Origin of the sequence: Flavobacterium poyangense (assembly GCF_011751075.1) — a bacterium.
GTDB lineage: Bacteria > Bacteroidota > Bacteroidia > Flavobacteriales > Flavobacteriaceae > Flavobacterium > Flavobacterium poyangense.
Map to the genome: position 1 here is coordinate 1 of NZ_JAALLN010000013.1, position 17817 is coordinate 17817.

Genomic DNA, 17817 nt, shown 5'->3' on the forward strand with positions numbered 1-17817 from the left:
GCATTACTTTTTTTAGAACTTTCCTTTCTGTTGACATAATTAATTGGATTGTAGTCAACCTTTTTCAGGACAAGACAAATAAAAAATAAAGCCGACAGGTTTTTAAAACTTGTCGGGTTTATTTTTTTTATTAAAAATTATATTTTCTTCCTCATTCTTGCTACCGGAATATCTAGTTGTTCACGGTATTTGGCAATTGTTCTTCGTGCGATAGGATATCCTTTTTCTTTTAGGATATCTGCAAGCTGATCGTCCGGAAGAGGTTTTCTTTTGTCTTCTTCTTCGATCGTGTTCTGAAGTATTTTTTTAATCTCCAGTGTCGAAACATCTTCCCCTTGATCGTTTTTCATTGCTTCAGAGAAAAACTCTTTAATTAGTTTTGTCCCATAAGGTGTTTCTACGTATTTGCTGTTGGCAACACGTGAAATGGTCGAAATGTCCAAACCAACCATATCGGCAATGTCTTTTAAGATCATTGGTTTTAGCTTTGTTTCGTCACCGTCTAAGAAATATTCTTCCTGATAATGCATGATGGCATTCATCGTTACAAAAAGGGTCTCCTGGCGTTGTCTGATGGCGTCGATAAACCATTTGGCCGAATCCAGTTTTTGTTTGATAAACTGAACAGCATCTTTCTGCGCAGTCGATTTGTCGCGAGAATCCTTGTACGTCTGCATCATTTCCTGATAATCTTTAGAAACGTGCAGAGAAGGGGCATTTCTTCCGTTTAATGTCAATTCGAGCTCACCGTCAATAATTCGTATGGCGAAATCTGGAACTACATTTTCGGTTACTTTATTGTTGCCGGTATAAGATCCTCCGGGTTTTGGGTTCAGTCTTTCAATTTCGTGAATGGCTTTTTTTAGCTGCTCACTGGAAACACCGTATTTCTGGATTAGCTTATCGTAATGTTTTTTGGTAAAAGCATCAAACTGATTTTCGATTATGTCAATTGCTAAGTCCACATATTCGGTCGGTGTTTTGTGTTTTAACTGCAATAATAAACATTCCTGTAAATCTCGGGCTCCAACTCCTGAAGGTTCAAGTTCATGAATGATATGCAGCATTTTTTCAACCATAGCTTCGTCAGTGTAAATCCCCTGAGTAAAAGCCATGTCGTCTACAATATCCGGCACACTTCTGCGGATGTAACCCATATCGTCGATACTTCCTACTAAGAATTCGGCGATTTCACGCTCTTGATCATTCAAAATAAAAGTATTCAACTGATTGATTAAATCCTGGTGAAAACTAATCGGGGAGGCAAATGGTGTTTCGCGCTCTTCCTCGTCTCCATAATTATTAATCTGTGTCTTGTAATCGGGGGTGTCGTCGTCGCTTAAGTATTCGTCTATGTTAATGTCGTCTGCTTCGATTCTGTCTGATTCCTGATCATCATAATCGTCGTATTCTTCATTAGCAAATTCATCGGCTTCGTATTCGTCTTCTTTTCCTGCTTCTAAAGCCGGATTTTCGTTCATTTCTTCCAATAAACGTTGCTCAAATGCTTGCGTAGGCAATTGAATTAACTTCATCAGCTGAATTTGCTGTGGAGATAATTTTTGGGATAATTTTAAATTTAAAAATTGCTTTAGCATAAATAAGTGACTAAGGTACTGAGATGCTGAGGCACTGAGTATCTTTGTTATTGACGAATTAAATTATTTTTTATTGTTCTTTATAGTTTCAGGTTTCACGTTATTACAACTTGAAACCTGAAACTTGAAACATTCTTCTAAACTTGAAACTTTTTTTTAAAATTCTGCGTTTCCTGGAGTTCTTGGGAAAGGAATTACGTCTCTAATGTTTGTCATTCCGGTTACAAACAATACCAAACGCTCAAATCCTAAACCGAAACCGGCATGCGTTGCAGAACCAAATCTTCTGGTATCTAAATACCATGATAATTCTTCCTCATCGATTTCTAAGGCTTTCATTTTTTCGATTAAAACATCGTAACGCTCTTCTCTTTCAGAACCACCAACGATTTCTCCAATTCCAGGGAAAAGGATGTCCATAGCGCGAACTGTTTTTCCATCTTCATTCAAACGCATGTAAAATGCCTTGATGTTTGCCGGGTAATCAAATAAAATTACCGGACATTTAAAGTGTTTTTCAACCAAATAACGCTCGTGTTCTGACTGTAAATCAGCTCCCCATTCGTTAATGATATAGTTGAATTTTTTCTTTTTATTTGGAGTTGAATCTCTCAAAATATCAATTGCTTCGGTATAAGAAACACGTTTAAAGTTGTTTTCTAATACAAAGTTCAATTTCTCTAACAAAGCCATTTCGCTTCTTTCAGCCTGTGGTTTTGATTTTTCTTCTTCTAGTAATCTTCCTTCAAGGAATTTCAAATCATCACCACAATGGTCTAAGGCGTATTTTATTACATATTGAATAAAATCTTCAGCCAGATCCATGTTGTCATCCAAATTGTTGAAGGCAACCTCCGGCTCAATCATCCAAAATTCTGCAAGGTGACGGGATGTATTAGAGTTTTCTGCTCTAAAAGTAGGTCCAAAAGTATAAATCTGACCCAAAGCCATTGCAAAAGTTTCTCCCTCCAATTGTCCAGAAACGGTTAAGTTGGTTTCTTTTCCGAAGAAATCTTCTTTGTAATTTACTTTTCCGTCTTCTGTTCTAGGCGTGTTGTCAAATGGTAAAGCCGTAACTTTAAACATTTCTCCCGCACCCTCAGCATCAGAACCTGTAATGATTGGCGTATTTACATACACAAAACCTCTTTGTTGAAAGTAGTTGTGAACGGCAAATGACAATACCGAACGCACACGCATAATAGCACCAAAAGCATTGGTACGTACACGTAAATGTGCATTTTCACGTAAAAATTCAAGCGAGTGTTTTTTAGGTTGCATTGGAAATTTCTCCGCATCAGAATCTCCTAAGATTTCTAATTTAGTAACCTGAATTTCATATTTCTGACCAGCGCCTTTGCTTTCAACCAAAGTTCCTGTTACAGAAACGGCAGCTCCGGTTGTGATTCTTTTTAGAGTCTCTTCCGGGGTATTTTCAAAATCAACAACACATTGTATATTATTAATGGTAGAACCGTCATTTAGCGCGATGAACTGATTATTTCTAAAAGTTCTCACCCATCCTTTTGCATTCACTTCCTGTAGCGTCGTAGTACTGTTTAATAAGTCTTTAACTTTTGTGTGTTTCATTTTAATTTTAGATTTTAGATTGCTGATTTTAGATTAAAATAGAATCAGTGTTTTTATATCGAATTGCAAATATAAACGATAATAATTAATTTTTGAAGCTGTTTCCCGCTATCCGCTATATCTTTTTCTTACTAAAGAAGTAAGAAAAAGGATGCCGCTGCTATCGGGGCTAGGCTTTTTGTTTTCATTAGAGTTCTCTTTTGTCACTCGACGCCGGATGTTATTCCAGCGTAAGCTGTTATTCCGACGTAAGCTGTCATTCCGACGAAGGAGGAATCACACGAGAAACTCCGCAAAGTGTATGGCCGATCTGTGTCGAATTACTAATGTGATTCCTCCTTCGTCGGAATGACAACTATACGGTTTTAATTGCTTCTTTGTCGGAATGACAGGCTTCGTGCCAATTCGTGAAATTCGTGGCGAAAAAAAAGTTACTCCAAACTTTCCAAATCCTCTTTCTTGGCCTTTTTCTTTTCAAAAGTCAAAACCAAAGCCGGCAGAACCAATAAGTTCGCAAACATAGCAAATGCCAGCGTACAAGAAATTAATCCGCCAAGTGCAATTGTTCCGCTGAAACTAGAAAGCGTAAATGTAGCAAAACCTAAAATCAAAACTACCGAAGTATAAAAAGTACTGATTCCGGTTTCTCTTAAAGCACTGAAAACAGATTTTTTTACTTTTCCGTCATTTTGCAATAAGTCATGACGGTATTTGGCCATAAACTGAATGGCATTGTCCACCGAAATTCCGAATGCAATACTGAATACTAAAATAGTAGACGGTTTTAACGGGATTCCGAAATACCCCATTAGTCCCGAAGTGATACAAAGCGGTAAAATATTCGTGATAACCGAAGCAAAAACCATTTTGAAAGATCGGAATAAATACAGCATTAGAATGGCAATCACCAAAATGGCAAAAATCAGCGATTCGATTAAGTTGTCTACCAGGTAAGAGGTTCCCTTCTGAAAAACTAATGCTTTTCCGGTAACGGTAACTTCATAACGGTCTTTTGGGAAAATTTCGTCAATTTTCTGGTGTAGTTTTTTCTCTACCTTGGCCATTTCATCCGTTCCGATATCTTTCATGAAAGTAGTAATTCGGGCATATTGCCCAGTCGAATCAACATAACTTTTCATTAAATTTTCTTTGCTGTTTTTTGTCGCATTTTTGGCATACGATAAAATAAAAGTCTGTTCCTGTGAAGTTGGTAATTGGTAGTATTCCGGATTTCCGTTATAAAAAGCCTGTTTTGAATATTTAACCAAATTCACAATCGAAACCGGTTTGGCTAACTCAGGCATTTCGACAATAGTATTTTGCAATTCGTCCATTTTTCGAATGGTTGAAGCTTTCATGACACCCTTTTTCTTTTTGGTGTCAATCATTATTTCGAGTGGCATTACACCATGGAATTCTTTTTCGTAGAAAATAATGTCTTTAAAGAAAGAAGCACTTTTTGGCATTTCTCCGATCAAACTTCCCGAAACTTTCATTTGCGCAACTCCAATAATACTAAAAACTAAGAGTAAACCGTAAATGGTGTAAATTACTTTACGCTTGTTTTTTACCACGTTTTCAACAAAGTCAAGCAAGGTCGAAATATAAGTTTTGGTTAAGTGATACAAATGTTTTTCATTTGGCATCGACATAAAACTGTATATAATGGGTACGATTAAAAGCGTCAATAAATAAACAGAAATGACATTGATAGAAGTCACTAAACCAAATTCGAAAAGCAAATCATTACCTGTAATCATAAAGGTCGCAAAACCAATTGCTGTTGTCAGATTCGTCATCAGTGTCGAAACTCCGATTTTCGAAATAATACGTTGCAAAGCCTTTGCCTGATTACTGTGAAGCTTGATCTCCTGTTGGTATTTGTTGATCAGGAAAATACAATTCGTGATTCCGATTACGATAATTAAAGGCGGAATAATAGCCGTTAAAATCGTGATTTTATAATGAAATAATCCAAGAGTTCCGAACGACCAGATTACACCTACAATTAAAATGCAGATAGAAATAAAGGTAGCTCTGAACGAACGGAAAAAGAAGAAGAAAATCAGAGAAACAGTCAGTAAAGCCGCACCGATAAAGAGTCCGATTTCGCCTTTCATGTTGTCTGCGTTGATCGTTCTGATGTAGGGCATTCCCGAAACACGCAGGTCTACTCCCGTAGTTTTTTCAAACTTATCGATTTTAGGGACTAAATTTTCAAGGATAAAAGTTTTTCTTTCGGCGGTATTTACCAGTTTTTTGTTGATGTAAATAGCAGATCGTACACTACCGCTTTCTTTGTTAAACAACAATCCCTCATAAAAAGGCAGGTTGTGAAACAAATCGTATTGAACGCTTTTTAGATAAGCCGGATCCTGTGTTTTGCTTTGGTCGATGAAAGGTGCCAAAACAAACTTCTCATTAACCGTGTCTTTTTCCAGTTTTTTTAAATCATTTAAGGAAACTACTAAATCTACTTCTTTAGATTTTTTCAATCCTGTCATTAATTCATTCCAGGCAGCATAGTTTTTCGGGGTAAAAAAAGTAGGGTCTTTAAAGCCAATTACAACAAGATTTCCTTCTTCACCGAATTTGTCTAAGAATTTTTGATAGTCTTTATTCGCTTTATGGTTTTTAGGAAGCAGATTTGCTTCGGTATACGTCATAGAAAGGTTTTTCCATTGGTAAGCAAGGAAAATGGTTAAAGCAGACAGGAGAACTAATATTGTAACTCTGTTTTTAAGTATGATTCGGGCTATTTTTTCCCAAAATCCGACTTGAATGGTGTTTTTCATAAAATCTTTAAAAATGGATGCAAATGTAGTGAAAAGAGCTCAAAATCATAAACAATTGGCTCAGTTTTTACCGTATGTTAACATAAAATTACGATTGAATTTTTAAGATTTATACTCGATTTTAGAATTAGTAGCTTAGCTTTTCAGATATTTGCACTTAATTTAAAATGAAACAAGAATGAATTGGATTTTGTTAATTATTGCAGGACTTTTTGAAGTTGGATTTGCTTCGTGCTTAGGAAAAGCGAAAGAAACAACCGGAATCATTTCAACCTATTGGATGGCAGGCTTTTTTGTCTGTCTTTCTATCAGTATGGTTTTACTTTATAAAGCGACGCAGGTTTTGCCAATTGGTACCGCTTATGCGGTCTGGACTGGAATCGGGGCGGTTGGAACCGTTTTGGTAGGGATACTGATTTTTAAAGAACCGGTTACTTTTTGGAGAGTCTTCTTTCTTTCGACTTTAATTGCTTCAATTATTGGTTTGAAGTTTGTTTCCAGTCACTAAAAAAATAAGCTCAAGATTTCACAGATTTAGAGCTCTTTTTAAGCTGAGAGAATCTGTGAAATCTATAGCAAAACAATATATTATATGCAGGAAAACAATACCATCACTTTTATTTTTTTAGCTATTATTTTATTACTGGTACTCATCATATGTTTTATGGTGTACCAATTAATGCATTCTAAAAAAGCAAAAGACGATGCCGAAAAAAGTTTTTATGCACTCGAGATGAAAGTCAATGACTTGCAACTCGAAACATTGGAAGCGAAACTCAATCCGCATCTTTTTAAGAATATTTTAAACTCCATACAATCGCATGCGTATCAGACGTACTTTGCGTTGGATAAGCTGGCAAACGTTTTGGATTATATTTTATACGAAAGCAAAAAGAAATTTGTCACGGCAAAAGAAGAAATTGATTTTGCGCTGAATTTAATCGAAATCAATAAAATCAAGATCAGTCCGCTTTTTGAACTCAAGATTAAAACCAATATCAATAAAGAGGACAAATTGTATGAGCAACCTTTGTTGGCGCCACTGATTTCTATTGATTTAATCGAAAATGCGTTCAAACATGCCGATTTGCAAAGTGCCGATGCTTTTATCTCTGTAATTTTTGAGTTTAAGGATAATGCTTTTTTTATGACGGTTTCGAATAAAATATCGAACAAAAAGGTGTTGAAAAAAGAACGAAGCGGTATCGGTCACTCGACTTTGGAACATCGCCTTCGAATTATTTACAGAAATAATTTCAAACTTGAGAGATTTGTAGAAAATGATGTTTACATTGCTCATCTAAAAATTGATTTACTTGAATACAAAACTGAAATGCTTGCTTCTGGACGATGAGTTACCCGGATTAACGTATCTGAAAATGCTTTGCGAACAAATTCCCGAAGTTGAAATCGTAAAAACGTTTAATAATCCCGAGAAACTGGTCGCCGAAATGGATCAACTCGATTTTGATTTGTTAATTTCTGACATCGAAATGCCGGGAATTAGCGGTTTGCATCTGGCAGAAATGTTGCAAAATAAATTGGTTATCTTTTGCACGGCCTATAAAGAATATGCAGCCGATGCTTTTACCATTGAAGCGGTAGATTATATTACCAAACCGGTAAAATTGGAACGTTTGCAGAAAGCGATTTCAAAAGCGGCAGAGCGATTCCATAAGCCCGACACCGCCAAAAAATTTATACAGCTCAATACCGATAAAGGGAAAACCTTGTTGTATTTTGAGCAGATTCAATATATAAAAACCGCAATCAGCGATAGCCGTGATAAAACCGTACTTCTGGCTGATGGTAGTTTCCTGAATTTGAAAAACGTTAAATTCGACACCCTTTTAAAAGAATTGCCGGAAACCGATTTTTGCCGCATAAACAAAAAGGAGATTGTGGCCGTAAAAGCAATTAAGTTTTTCAATCATACTGAAATCGTCCTGCATTCTTTAGAGAAAAATGAAAAAAACAGTGTTTTAATTTTGAGTGAAACCTATCGCACCGATTTTCTGAAAAGAATAAAAGTGTAGTAGTTCTCATGATGTCAGGCTGAGCGAAGTCGAAGCCCCTTTTTACCGTAAAACATTTAGTTTGTTACACCAAATAGTAGCTTCCTAAGTAAGATAAGAAAACAAACAGTACTACAGTCAGGCTGAGCGAAGTCGAAGCCCTCTTTTTACCATAAAATCTCTTCAATTGTACAAAAAGTGATCAATGGTTTTATGCGTAATTCAAACTTATTACAAAGTTTTTCAGACTTGTTACATGGATCGAAAATTAGGTTTAAATTTACTTCCTCACTAAGAAATCACTTCTGATATTTGCGCCATAAAAATTAAAAGAGGAGTTATGAATAACATAAAAAACTCAGCGTTTTACGTTACCATCATCGGAGGGTTTACTGCTTTAATATATTGGGTAATTTCTAAAGGAGTTTCGCTTGAAGTAGGGCGGGGCATTGTTCACAAAAAAATAGAAAGTAACCATTGGAATGATTTTTTGCATTCAATGGTAGAGAATTTGCAGCATCCTTTGGCTATTTTATTAGCTCAGATTGTTACGATTATTTTAGTAGCCCGTTTGTTCGGGTGGTTTTTTAGAAAAATAGGACAGCCTTCTGTTATTGGTGAAATGATTGCCGGAATTGTATTAGGTCCCTCTTTGGTTGGGATGTATTTTCCGGAATTCTCCGCTACACTGTTTCCAAAAGAATCTTTAGGAAATCTGCAGTTTTTAAGTCAGATTGGTTTGATCCTTTTTATGTTTGTCATCGGAATGGAACTGGACTTAAAAGTGCTGAAAAATAAAGCGCATGATGCAGTTGTAATAAGCCACGCCAGTATTGTGATTCCGTTTGCATTAGGACTGAGTTTAGCGTATTTTATTTACCATACATTCGCTCCAATTGGAGTAGAGTTTACTTCCTTCGGATTGTTTATGGGAATTGCTATGAGTATTACAGCATTTCCTGTTCTGGCTAGAATTGTACAGGAGCGAGGGATGCAAAAAACAAAACTGGGTACCATTGCGATAACCTGTGCAGCGGCAGATGATATTACGGCCTGGTGTATTTTGGCTGTTGTAATTGCAATTGTAAAAGCGGGTTCTTTTACAAGTTCTTTGTATGTCATTGGTTTGGCGGTTTTGTATGTAATGATCATGCTCAAAATAGTTCGTCCGTTTTTAAAACGAGTTGGAGACTTAAATTCAACCCGCGAAAGTCTGAATAAACCAGTTGTTGCCATTTTCTTTATTACCTTATTGTTTTCTGCTTATGCAGCAGAGCTAATCGGAATCCATGCTTTGTTTGGAGCCTTTTTGGCAGGAGCGATTATGCCGGAGAATAACACGTTCAGAAACATCTTTATAGAAAAAGTAGAAGATGTTGCCATCATTGTGTTATTACCGTTGTTTTTTGTATTTACAGGATTGCGTACACAAATTGGTTTGCTGAACGATCCTTATTTATGGAAAATTACAGGTTTAATTATCGCGGTTGCCGTGGTAGGTAAATTCTTTGGAAGTGCTTTTGCAGCTAAATTCATGGGACAAAGCTGGAAAGATAGTTTGGCTATCGGTGCTTTAATGAATACGAGAGGTTTAATGGAGCTTGTAGTATTGAATATTGGATATGATTTAGGGGTTTTGTCTACTGAGATTTTTACTATGATGGTAATTATGGCATTGGTTACGACTTTTATGACCGGTCCGGCATTGGATTTTATAGGTTTTATTTTTAAGGATAAGATAACAGCCATTCCTCAGGAAATTGGAAACAAAAGCAAGTTTAAGATTCTTCTTTCCTTTGCCACTCCGGAGAAAGGTAAAAAACTATTGAGAATTGCAAACAGTTTGGTTAAAAAACAGTCTGATAACTCCATTGTTACTGCAATGCATTTGTCTTTAAGTACAGAAGTGCATTCGTTTGATGTGAAAGACCAGGAGCGTAAAATGTTGGTTCCGGTTATCGAAGAGTCCGATCGTCTGAATCAGACTATGGTCAGTGTTTTTAAAGTTACAAACGATATTGATACTGATATTATTGATACGGCTAATCAAGGAGAATACGATTTGTTATTGGTAGGATTAGGGCAATCTATTTTTGAAGGAACTTTACTCGGGAAAATACTTGGTTTTACCAGCAGAATTGTAAACCCTGATCGATTGATTGATAAGTTCACAGGAAAAGAAGGTTTGTTTGAAAATTCCCCTTTTGATGAGAGAACGCGTCATATTATTGCAAAAAGTAAAATGCCCGTTGGAATTTTTATTGATAAAGATTTAGAAGAAGTAAACCAGATCTTTATGCCTGTTTTTAGTAAAGAAGATGCGTTTTTAATTGAATATGCTAAAAAATTAATCAATAATAATGGTTCTCAGATTACGGTTTTAGATGCAAGTGGAGAAGTAAAAAACAACCGCGATATTCAGGAAACAATCCGATCTATAGAACAAATTGCTCCAAATCACATCATGATCATGCATGACAGAACAATCAAAAAAGAGTTTCTGGAGGGGCAAGATCTTATGATTATCAGTTTAGACAGCTGGAAAAAACTGATTGAATCACAAAGCATATGGTTGAATAATACGCCTTCGGTTTTGATTTTGAAGCCATAGTGGGGTAAAATTCCAATCTTTTTAAATTCCAAATTCCAATTTTGTTGGGGTTTGGATTTTTTTGTGGATGTTCTGTAGAGATGCACAGCAGTGCATCTAACCGTAATGATGTGCATTCCGTTTTGATTTGAAACCACAGGAGGGGGTAAATTCCAATCTTTTTAAATTCCAAATTCCAATTTTGTTGGGGTTTGGATTTTTTTTGGCAGATTTTCTGTAGAGATGCACTGCTGTGCATCTCTGTTTCTCGCCCTGTAAATTTCACGATTAGAAAAAATCAATAAAATCCAAACAATCTGTGGCAAAATAAGATTTCCAATCACATTTTATTGGGATTTGCCCTTCGGCTTCGCTCAGGAGGACATTAGCAATTGATCAATCTACCTCAATGTTCCGAATTTGGAATTTGGAATTTGGAATTTTCAAAAAATTGGAATTTAATATCAGCCCTAGATCCCCAAATCAAGAACATAAGAAATCTTAACCGCAATATTGTCTTCAAATCTAGGCAGCTGATTTGGACCATATCGGTAGAATCCTCCTAAGCCGACGCCTTTGTAGATTTTGTTTAGTTCAATTCCGGATTCAAAGAAACCTTTATCAAGTGTTTTGTAAGCGGGTCCGACGTGTTGTTGTGGGTTTTCCATATTTCCCCATGCCATTCTGGTAACCAATACCATTGAAGGACGTACTTTTCTGAGAATTCTGATGCGATCAAAACCATGTTTAATTTGGAACATCACGTATTGACTGGAGAAAAACTCATTAAAATACATGGTCTCAAAACTGTTTCTTCCCGCAAATGTAATACGTTGAACAACCGTTTCTTTGGTTAAGTTGTTGGGCGCCGTATTGTATAAGTGGGTAATCGGTACGTCACCAAAGGCATATCCGCCTTGAAGCAGTAAACCTGTTTTTTGACCGTTTAGATATTTTTTTTCATATTCGGCTTTGAAATCTATTTTTCCAAATTCAAAATCATTTTCAAATACATCCGGCAAGGACTGGGTGTACTGAAAAGTAAATTTAGGAAACCTTTTGTCTGCTTCGGTTCTTCCGGTTGGGGTTTGCATAAAATCACTAAACGGTGACCAGGCAATAGAAAGCATCGCCGTAGTCATAATATAGCTTGAATACAGCTTTCCGTGCAGATTAAAGAGATAATCAAATTTAGGCTCGATATAATTTCGTGATAATTCCAGAACAGCTTCTGTTTTCGGAATAATCTTAGTTTGAATGTTACTTCTCCAGCCAACATATTCGTAAAAAGTACTAATGTTTATCGGACGTGGATCGTAAATCTTAAAAACACGTTTGTCAACGGCAAAAACGGTACTCGCAATTTCCCGAACATCATCTGCATAATACGCATTTAGCCATGTATTGGTGTTTTTATCAAGTAAAAAACCGGAACCGATGCTGTATTTCATTGTTCCGTCTTTTGTTCCGTACGCAGCATATCCTTCGATTCGGAAATTTTTAGAAAAACGATCATTTGTAATTCCGCCAAGACCAAGACGGAAACCTTCATAGTTGTTATAACTGATTAGCTTCTTCAAGTCAAAATCAATTGGCCCCATCGGGATATAACCGTTTATGATTTTTCGACCAAGCCCTAAGCGCTTTTCAATTCTTTTTTTAAGAGAAATGCTGTCTAGCAATAGATACGTTTTTTGACTTTTGAGATCAAGAGTTTCTTTACGATATTCGTTCCAGAAAGTTTCCGGTTTTTTGCTGGCGTCTTCTTTAATTTCAATATAAAGTGCCGGATTTTTTATGACCGGATTGGTATTGTAGTGAATGTCGAAATTGTTACTTTCAGAAAGTAAATAGGTAAAGTCGGAAGCTGCTTTTTTTCTCGGTTCAAAGTTTTCTCCTGTATCTGCATCAAATTGAATGGTGCCTCCCAGAATTTTAATATCCTCGTCGTTTTTACCTTTTACGATTTTGAATGTCGTATGGCTCTGAAACCATATTTTTTCGGTTGGAACATATTCAAACTCATGGATTCCACTAATGTCTAAAACACCTTTTATACGCATTACTGCTTTGGCTATAGCAAAATTTTCTGCGTCAATGTATAAAACACCTTCGAGACCCGATGCATTTCTTTTTCGTTTGTTTTTATAATGAATCATGTATGTCTCACGGTCCTGTATCTTAACGGTATCAAGTAAATTATAGGTGTAATCTTTGAGGGCATTGTTTGAAATTGGACTTTCGTATTTAGTCTCCAATAACTCATACTTCGGATCGTAAATTGAAATTGATTGCAAGCTAAAAGCGATAATCTCGTACACAGGCTGTTTGAAACCGGCCATTTTTGTGCCTAGTACTGTTTCTTTGAGTTTGTTATTTCTAAATTGATATTGCGATATTTTTTCCGTTTGAAATAAATGTTGTTTGCTGATTATTTCTTTGAATTTATAATCGGACGAATCAATATTGATTTTCTTTTTGTTCAGATCTTTATAGACGGCAGTAGAATCAATACGTCCGTCGATAGAATCAGGATTGGCCGTGACGATAAGTTTGTTGTAGGTTTTGTATTCAAAACTACTCAGCTTTTTTTGTGGATTGTTCCTGTTTTTATTGGAAATTACCTTTCTTAAGATACTTAACGCCGGATTTTCATTTGAAACAATAACCTCTTTTAAATCATCTGTTTTCTGAGAAAGCGAAACCGTATAGAATTTTTTGTTAGTTGACAGGCTAATGTTTTTGGTTTCGAAACCAATATAGGAAACCGTAAAAAAGCCCGTGTCTGATGAAACGGTAAAAGAAAATTTACCATCAACATCTGTAATGGTACTAGTATGGTCTGCTATTTTAATGCTCGCAAAGGGAAGTGGTTTGTTGCCGGAGTCATTGACAATTCCGTTTATTTGAAATTGCGCCTGAATGGTAAGCGTAAAAAACAAAGACAAAAAACAAAATAGTTTCATACAGAGGATTATGGTTTCAGGAACGAAAACAATTAATTTTCAGTACGTAAAAATAAGAATAAAAAAATCCGTCTAGTACATTTAACTAAACGGATTTTATTTTGTGTCGAATAAAATTAAACTTTCATGATCTCAGCCTCTTTCGCAGCTAATAATTCATCAATTTTTTTAATATAAGTATTCGTTAAATTCTGAACCTCTTCTTCAGCAGATTTACAAGCATCTTCAGAAGTTCCTTCTTTTTCTAATTTTTTAATATCAGTATTGGCGTCTTTACGTACATTACGAACTCCAATTTTTGCATCTTCTGCCTCTGATTTTGCTTGTTTAGCCAAATCTTTACGACGCTCTTCTGTCAAAGGTGGTACGCTGATAATGATAACGTCTCCGTTGTTCATCGGGTTAAAACCAATATTAGCAATCATAATTGCTTTTTCAATTACAGACAACATGTTTTTTTCAAAAGGTTGTAGTGTAATTGTTCTTGCATCAGGAACACTAATTTTTGACACTTGCGAAAGTGGTGTTGCAGATCCGTAATAGTCTACAAAAACACTTCCAAGCATTGCCGGTGAAGCTTTTCCTGCGCGAATGTTAAGAAATTCTTTCTCTAAATGCGCTATCGAACCATTCATTGATTCTTCAGTACTATCTAATATAAATTCTATTTCTTCAGTCATTGTTTTTTTTAGTTTTCAGTTTTAATCTTCACTTTTAGTTTAGTCAGTTTGTGACTGTAAACTGTCGAAGAAGATTTATATATTAACTACAGTTCCTATGTTTTCGCCTTCGCAAATTTTCAATAGATTGCCAATTTTGTTCATATCAAAAACAACAATTGGTAGTTTGTTTTCCTGGCTTAATGTAAAAGCTGTTGTGTCCATTACATTTAATCCTTTTTTTAGCACATCGTCAAAAGAGATAAAATCAAATTTTACTGCCGATGCATTTTTTTCAGGATCAGAATCGTAAACACCATCTACGCGGGTTCCTTTTAGAATTACATCAGCATTGATTTCGATTCCTCTCAAAACTGCTGCTGTATCAGTTGTAAAATAAGGATTTCCGGTTCCGGCACCAAAAATTACAATTCTTCCTTTTTCAAGGTGACGATCTGCTCTTCTTTTAATGTAGGGCTCTGCAATAGATTCCATTTTCAAGGCAGTCTGTAAACGGGTTTTCATTCCTCTGTCTTCAAGAGCACCTTGCAACGCCATTCCATTAATTACAGTGGCAAGCATTCCCATATAATCGCCTTGTACTCGATCCATACCGGCACTTGCTCCTGCAACGCCTCTAAAAATATTTCCTCCTCCAATAACAATAGCAATTTCTACTCCTTTACTGTGAATTTGCTTAATTTCCTCAGCATACTCGGCTAATCTTTTTGGGTCAATTCCGTATTGTAAATCACCCATTAAAGCCTCACCGCTTAGTTTTAGAAGAATTCTTTTATATTTCATGTGTGTATTGCGTTAATTTGTGCAAATATAGACATATTCTGATTTTTAGAAATACTGTTTTAAAAATAATTTCGGTTTGCAATATTTAATCTTTTGGGGGCTGTCATTTTTATTTTTTTTGAATATGACAAAAATCAGTAAGACGTCTTTTTAAAAAATCGTATTTTTATGGTATTCTAAACAAATTAAGTATGAAAAGTATTGTAGCCAAAGCATTATTCAATAGTTACTCTTATCCTGAATATCGAAAATTAGTCGCCGATTTGTTATCCGAAGGAAAAGCAACAGGCGATCAGCAATCTGAAGATCTAACACATTATACCAGTCTGAATGAAGCCCGAATGAACCGATTGGAAAAAACCATAAAAATTTCGGAAGAGACCATTGAAAAACTGCAAAAATTAGACAATCATTATATCTGGCTGGTAATTTCTGAAGGTTGGTGTGGTGATGCGGCTCAAATACTTCCTATTTTAAATAAGATGGCCTTGTCGTCGGATAAAAAGATAGATTTGCGTATCGTCTTACGTGATGCCAACGATGAATTAATGAGTCACTATCTGACAAACGGCGGAAGAGCAATCCCCAAGGTGATTATTATATGTAAAGAAGCAGGAATTGTACGTGCCGATTGGGGACCAAGACCAAAAGGAGCTACAGAATTAATGACAAATTATAAAAAAGAGTTCGGTGTAATTGACGAGAAAATTAAAACCGATCTACAATTGTGGTATTTGGCAGATAAAGGCGTTTCTGTTCAGGAAGAACTCATTAAGATTACGGAAGATATTAAGTACAATCGACTATAATTTTTTTTGGGAAATATATCGTTGAAACCCCTTATTTCTTGGGTAATTTACTTAGTGTGAGTAATTTAGTAGTAAAAAATATATTAAAATATTTTGTACTGGTTTAATTTTTTGTACCTTGGCAACAGAATCCCACTTCTATTATTAATTTTCTTATTTACTCTTTTTATCGGTGTTTATTTAATGTTTAACAATTAAAAATGCACTATCATGAAAAAGTTATTCGAAAGATTTTACGATTTTGTTTCGGGCTTGTTGTTTGGAGGGAAGAATGTACCTCATTATTAAACAGCAAATATTAGGACGCCTATGAAACAAAATTACTTTAAGTGAGAACTGGCACATTACAATGAATATTCATGATGTAATGTGCTTTTTGGTTTTGTATTGTGACTGAATTCATGTCATTAAAACGTCAGAGTGATATTGGATTAATACTGAAATCTTTGGGAGATAGAAATTCTATTAAGCTTTGTGCTTCTTTAACCGCTATGTTCGCAAAGATTTACGCAAAGGACGCAAAATAGAAGAAGTATTTTTTTTATATAGCTTTGCGAACTTTGCGCTCAACACTAGCGAAAAACTTTGCGAACTTTGCGGTTAAAATTTAATAAAGGAATAAGCCTTAAAAAAAACCTATAATATTTCGTATTGATTTAAGAGATTCTTAAATCGTTTATTCTGTAGTTTTAAATTCTACGAGATAGGGTTTGAGTCTCGTTCCGTTTTCTTTTCTAAAAGCGTTCGTGAGCAGAATTTGATACTTCTGATTGGGTTTTAAGTCTGCTTTGAAAGTCCATGATTTCTTGTCTGATGACCAAATTCTTTCGGGATTTATTTGGGGGCAAAAAGTGGCGCCAAGAGGGCCGAAGTCTACGCCTGTATGATGTCCGTTTAAAGGCTCTGAGAATGTAACGGTGATGGTGGTTAATCCGGGTTTTACTTTCTGACTGCCATTTTTGAACGTTGATATAGAGGTAACATATGGTCGCTGTTTTTCATAGTTGCGATTTAGTTGGTTTACAGTTTGAGGAAAGAATTCTGAGATGTCAACGATTTGCTCAACTTGTTTTTCATTTGAATAGTCAAGCTCAATAAGTGTTTTTAGTGCTTTAGCTTTGTCTTTCGACTTAGAGTAATATCGCTCGCAAATTTCATATCCAATATAATATCCCAAATCTCTTACTTTGAGATTGTTTCTGTTTTCTCCCCACAACCAATTGTAGTTATTGCTCATGATGAATAAGTCTGCGATAAATTGGTCGATTACTTTTTGGCGGTTATTTTTGCCGAATTCTATTGCCGGACTACTTGACTTTTTGCCTGTAACATGGCAAGAAATAAATTCTGCTACTCCTTCATACAAACACATCGAAAGCAGATTTTCAACAATTTCTTTTTGCTGCGTATGTATATATTCGTGTGTACATAAAAGAGCTATGTTTTTTCGTGGATTATATTCTTTGTAGAAAGACTGTCTCCATTGTGGGAGCTCCTCGATAAAGGTAGTTTCGTCTGCTAAAGCTAGTTCAGAGCCAATCAAAATTCGATCATTCTGAATGGTTCCATTGGTTCTGAAAGCACCAATAGAAAAATAAATGGTGGATGGTTTTAGATCAGGATAGACTTGTTTGAGTTTGTTGATGTCGCTTTCTATTTCGGGATAAAGCTTCTCGCTGTTTAAAGTGTTTGACTTTAATGAACTCCAAAATTTAGGGTACTGGTTTATTGCACTTATAAAATCTTTCGCAGTATAGTTTCGAACCTCGATCAGGCTTTTTAATCCCGGTGTTGCTTTGTCAAGGTAAAGTGTTTTGAGGAAGTCTAATTGTTTTGTGCTGTCGTTGGTAGAAATGATTTTTTCGTAGGCGTCCCAAAAATGATTAATATCGTCAGATACAATTTGTTGATGGTTGTTTTGTCCACTAGAAGAGATCGTAAAAATCAGAAAAGGAATCAGAAGAAAGCATCTCATGTTTTTGTTTTTAAAA

Annotated in this window: 12 protein-coding genes; 5 read left to right on the top strand and 7 right to left on the bottom strand. The window is 35.6% G+C overall.

What is annotated here, in order from left to right:
• Window positions 1-137: 137 nt before the first annotated feature.
• The 3 genes from rpoN to G3A47_RS17145 form a co-directional block, all read right to left on the bottom strand.
• The gene (gene rpoN, locus G3A47_RS17135) at window positions 138-1598 is read right to left on the bottom strand and encodes an RNA polymerase factor sigma-54 (RefSeq protein ID WP_166924585.1); all 1461 of its coding nucleotides are present in this window, start codon (window positions 1596-1598) and stop codon (window positions 138-140) included.
• Between the two features lie 156 nt (window positions 1599-1754).
• Window positions 1755-3188 (bottom strand): asparagine--tRNA ligase, encoded by a 1434-nt coding sequence (gene asnS, locus G3A47_RS17140; protein ID WP_166924587.1) that lies wholly within the window; start codon window positions 3186-3188, stop codon window positions 1755-1757.
• 431 nt (window positions 3189-3619) lie between these two features.
• Entirely contained in the window at window positions 3620-5983 is a 2364-nt protein-coding gene (locus G3A47_RS17145; protein ID WP_166924589.1) for an efflux RND transporter permease subunit, read from the bottom strand.
• A 178-nt stretch (window positions 5984-6161) separates the two neighbouring features.
• Between G3A47_RS17145 and G3A47_RS17150 the strand changes: the two genes are divergently transcribed.
• From G3A47_RS17150 to G3A47_RS17165, 4 genes are all read left to right on the top strand, one after another.
• Window positions 6162-6491, top strand: a complete 330-nt coding sequence (locus G3A47_RS17150; RefSeq protein WP_166924591.1) for a DMT family transporter — start codon at window positions 6162-6164, stop codon at window positions 6489-6491.
• Between the two features lie 84 nt (window positions 6492-6575).
• Window positions 6576-7337, top strand: coding sequence for a sensor histidine kinase (locus G3A47_RS17155; RefSeq protein ID WP_166924593.1), 762 nt, complete (start codon window positions 6576-6578; stop codon window positions 7335-7337).
• Window positions 7300-8019, top strand: a complete 720-nt coding sequence (locus tag G3A47_RS17160) for a LytR/AlgR family response regulator transcription factor (RefSeq protein ID WP_166924595.1) — start codon at window positions 7300-7302, stop codon at window positions 8017-8019. Before G3A47_RS17155 ends, G3A47_RS17160 begins: the two co-directional genes overlap by 38 nt.
• Before the next feature lie 319 nt (window positions 8020-8338).
• Entirely contained in the window at window positions 8339-10609 is a 2271-nt protein-coding gene (locus tag G3A47_RS17165; RefSeq protein ID WP_166924596.1) for a cation:proton antiporter, read from the top strand.
• 449 nt (window positions 10610-11058) lie between these two features.
• On the opposite strand, the gene G3A47_RS17170 is transcribed toward G3A47_RS17165, so the two are convergent.
• From G3A47_RS17170 to pyrH, 3 genes are all read right to left on the bottom strand, one after another.
• The gene (locus tag G3A47_RS17170) at window positions 11059-13554 is read right to left on the bottom strand and encodes a DUF5686 family protein (protein WP_166924597.1); all 2496 of its coding nucleotides are present in this window, start codon (window positions 13552-13554) and stop codon (window positions 11059-11061) included.
• Window positions 13555-13670: 116 nt separating this feature from the next.
• Window positions 13671-14234 carry a ribosome recycling factor gene (gene frr / locus G3A47_RS17175; protein ID WP_166924598.1) on the bottom strand — a complete coding sequence of 188 codons (564 nt, stop codon included), beginning with the start codon at window positions 14232-14234 and terminating at the stop codon, window positions 13671-13673.
• Window positions 14235-14309: 75 nt separating this feature from the next.
• Window positions 14310-15017 carry a UMP kinase gene (gene pyrH, locus G3A47_RS17180; protein WP_166924599.1) on the bottom strand — a complete coding sequence of 236 codons (708 nt, stop codon included), beginning with the start codon at window positions 15015-15017 and terminating at the stop codon, window positions 14310-14312.
• Between the two features lie 191 nt (window positions 15018-15208).
• Between pyrH and G3A47_RS17185 the strand changes: the two genes are divergently transcribed.
• Window positions 15209-15826 (top strand): thioredoxin family protein, encoded by a 618-nt coding sequence (locus G3A47_RS17185; RefSeq protein ID WP_166924600.1) that lies wholly within the window; start codon window positions 15209-15211, stop codon window positions 15824-15826.
• A gap of 676 nt (window positions 15827-16502) precedes the next feature.
• Here the strand turns inward: G3A47_RS17185 and G3A47_RS17190 are convergent.
• Complete coding sequence (locus tag G3A47_RS17190; protein WP_166924601.1) at window positions 16503-17801, bottom strand: gliding motility protein GldB-related protein; 1299 nt, start codon at window positions 17799-17801, stop codon at window positions 16503-16505.
• Window positions 17802-17817: the final 16 nt, after the last annotated feature.

Excerpts from the sequence above, each read along its gene's own strand:
- G3A47_RS17165 (WP_166924596.1), top strand. The coding sequence starts at position 8,339 with ATGAATAACATAAAAAACTCAGCGTTTTACGTTACCATCATCGGAGGG.
- G3A47_RS17170 (WP_166924597.1), bottom strand. The coding sequence starts at position 13,554 with ATGAAACTATTTTGTTTTTTGTCTTTGTTTTTTACGCTTACCATTCAG.
- G3A47_RS17155 (WP_166924593.1), top strand. The coding sequence starts at position 6,576 with ATGCAGGAAAACAATACCATCACTTTTATTTTTTTAGCTATTATTTTA.
- G3A47_RS17185 (WP_166924600.1), top strand. The coding sequence starts at position 15,209 with ATGAAAAGTATTGTAGCCAAAGCATTATTCAATAGTTACTCTTATCCT.
- pyrH (WP_166924599.1), bottom strand. The coding sequence starts at position 15,017 with ATGAAATATAAAAGAATTCTTCTAAAACTAAGCGGTGAGGCTTTAATG.
- G3A47_RS17145 (WP_166924589.1), bottom strand. The coding sequence starts at position 5,983 with ATGAAAAACACCATTCAAGTCGGATTTTGGGAAAAAATAGCCCGAATC.
- G3A47_RS17150 (WP_166924591.1), top strand. The coding sequence starts at position 6,162 with ATGAATTGGATTTTGTTAATTATTGCAGGACTTTTTGAAGTTGGATTT.
- asnS (WP_166924587.1), bottom strand. The coding sequence starts at position 3,188 with ATGAAACACACAAAAGTTAAAGACTTATTAAACAGTACTACGACGCTA.
- frr (WP_166924598.1), bottom strand. The coding sequence starts at position 14,234 with ATGACTGAAGAAATAGAATTTATATTAGATAGTACTGAAGAATCAATG.
- rpoN (WP_166924585.1), bottom strand. The coding sequence starts at position 1,598 with ATGCTAAAGCAATTTTTAAATTTAAAATTATCCCAAAAATTATCTCCA.
- G3A47_RS17190 (WP_166924601.1), bottom strand. The coding sequence starts at position 17,801 with ATGAGATGCTTTCTTCTGATTCCTTTTCTGATTTTTACGATCTCTTCT.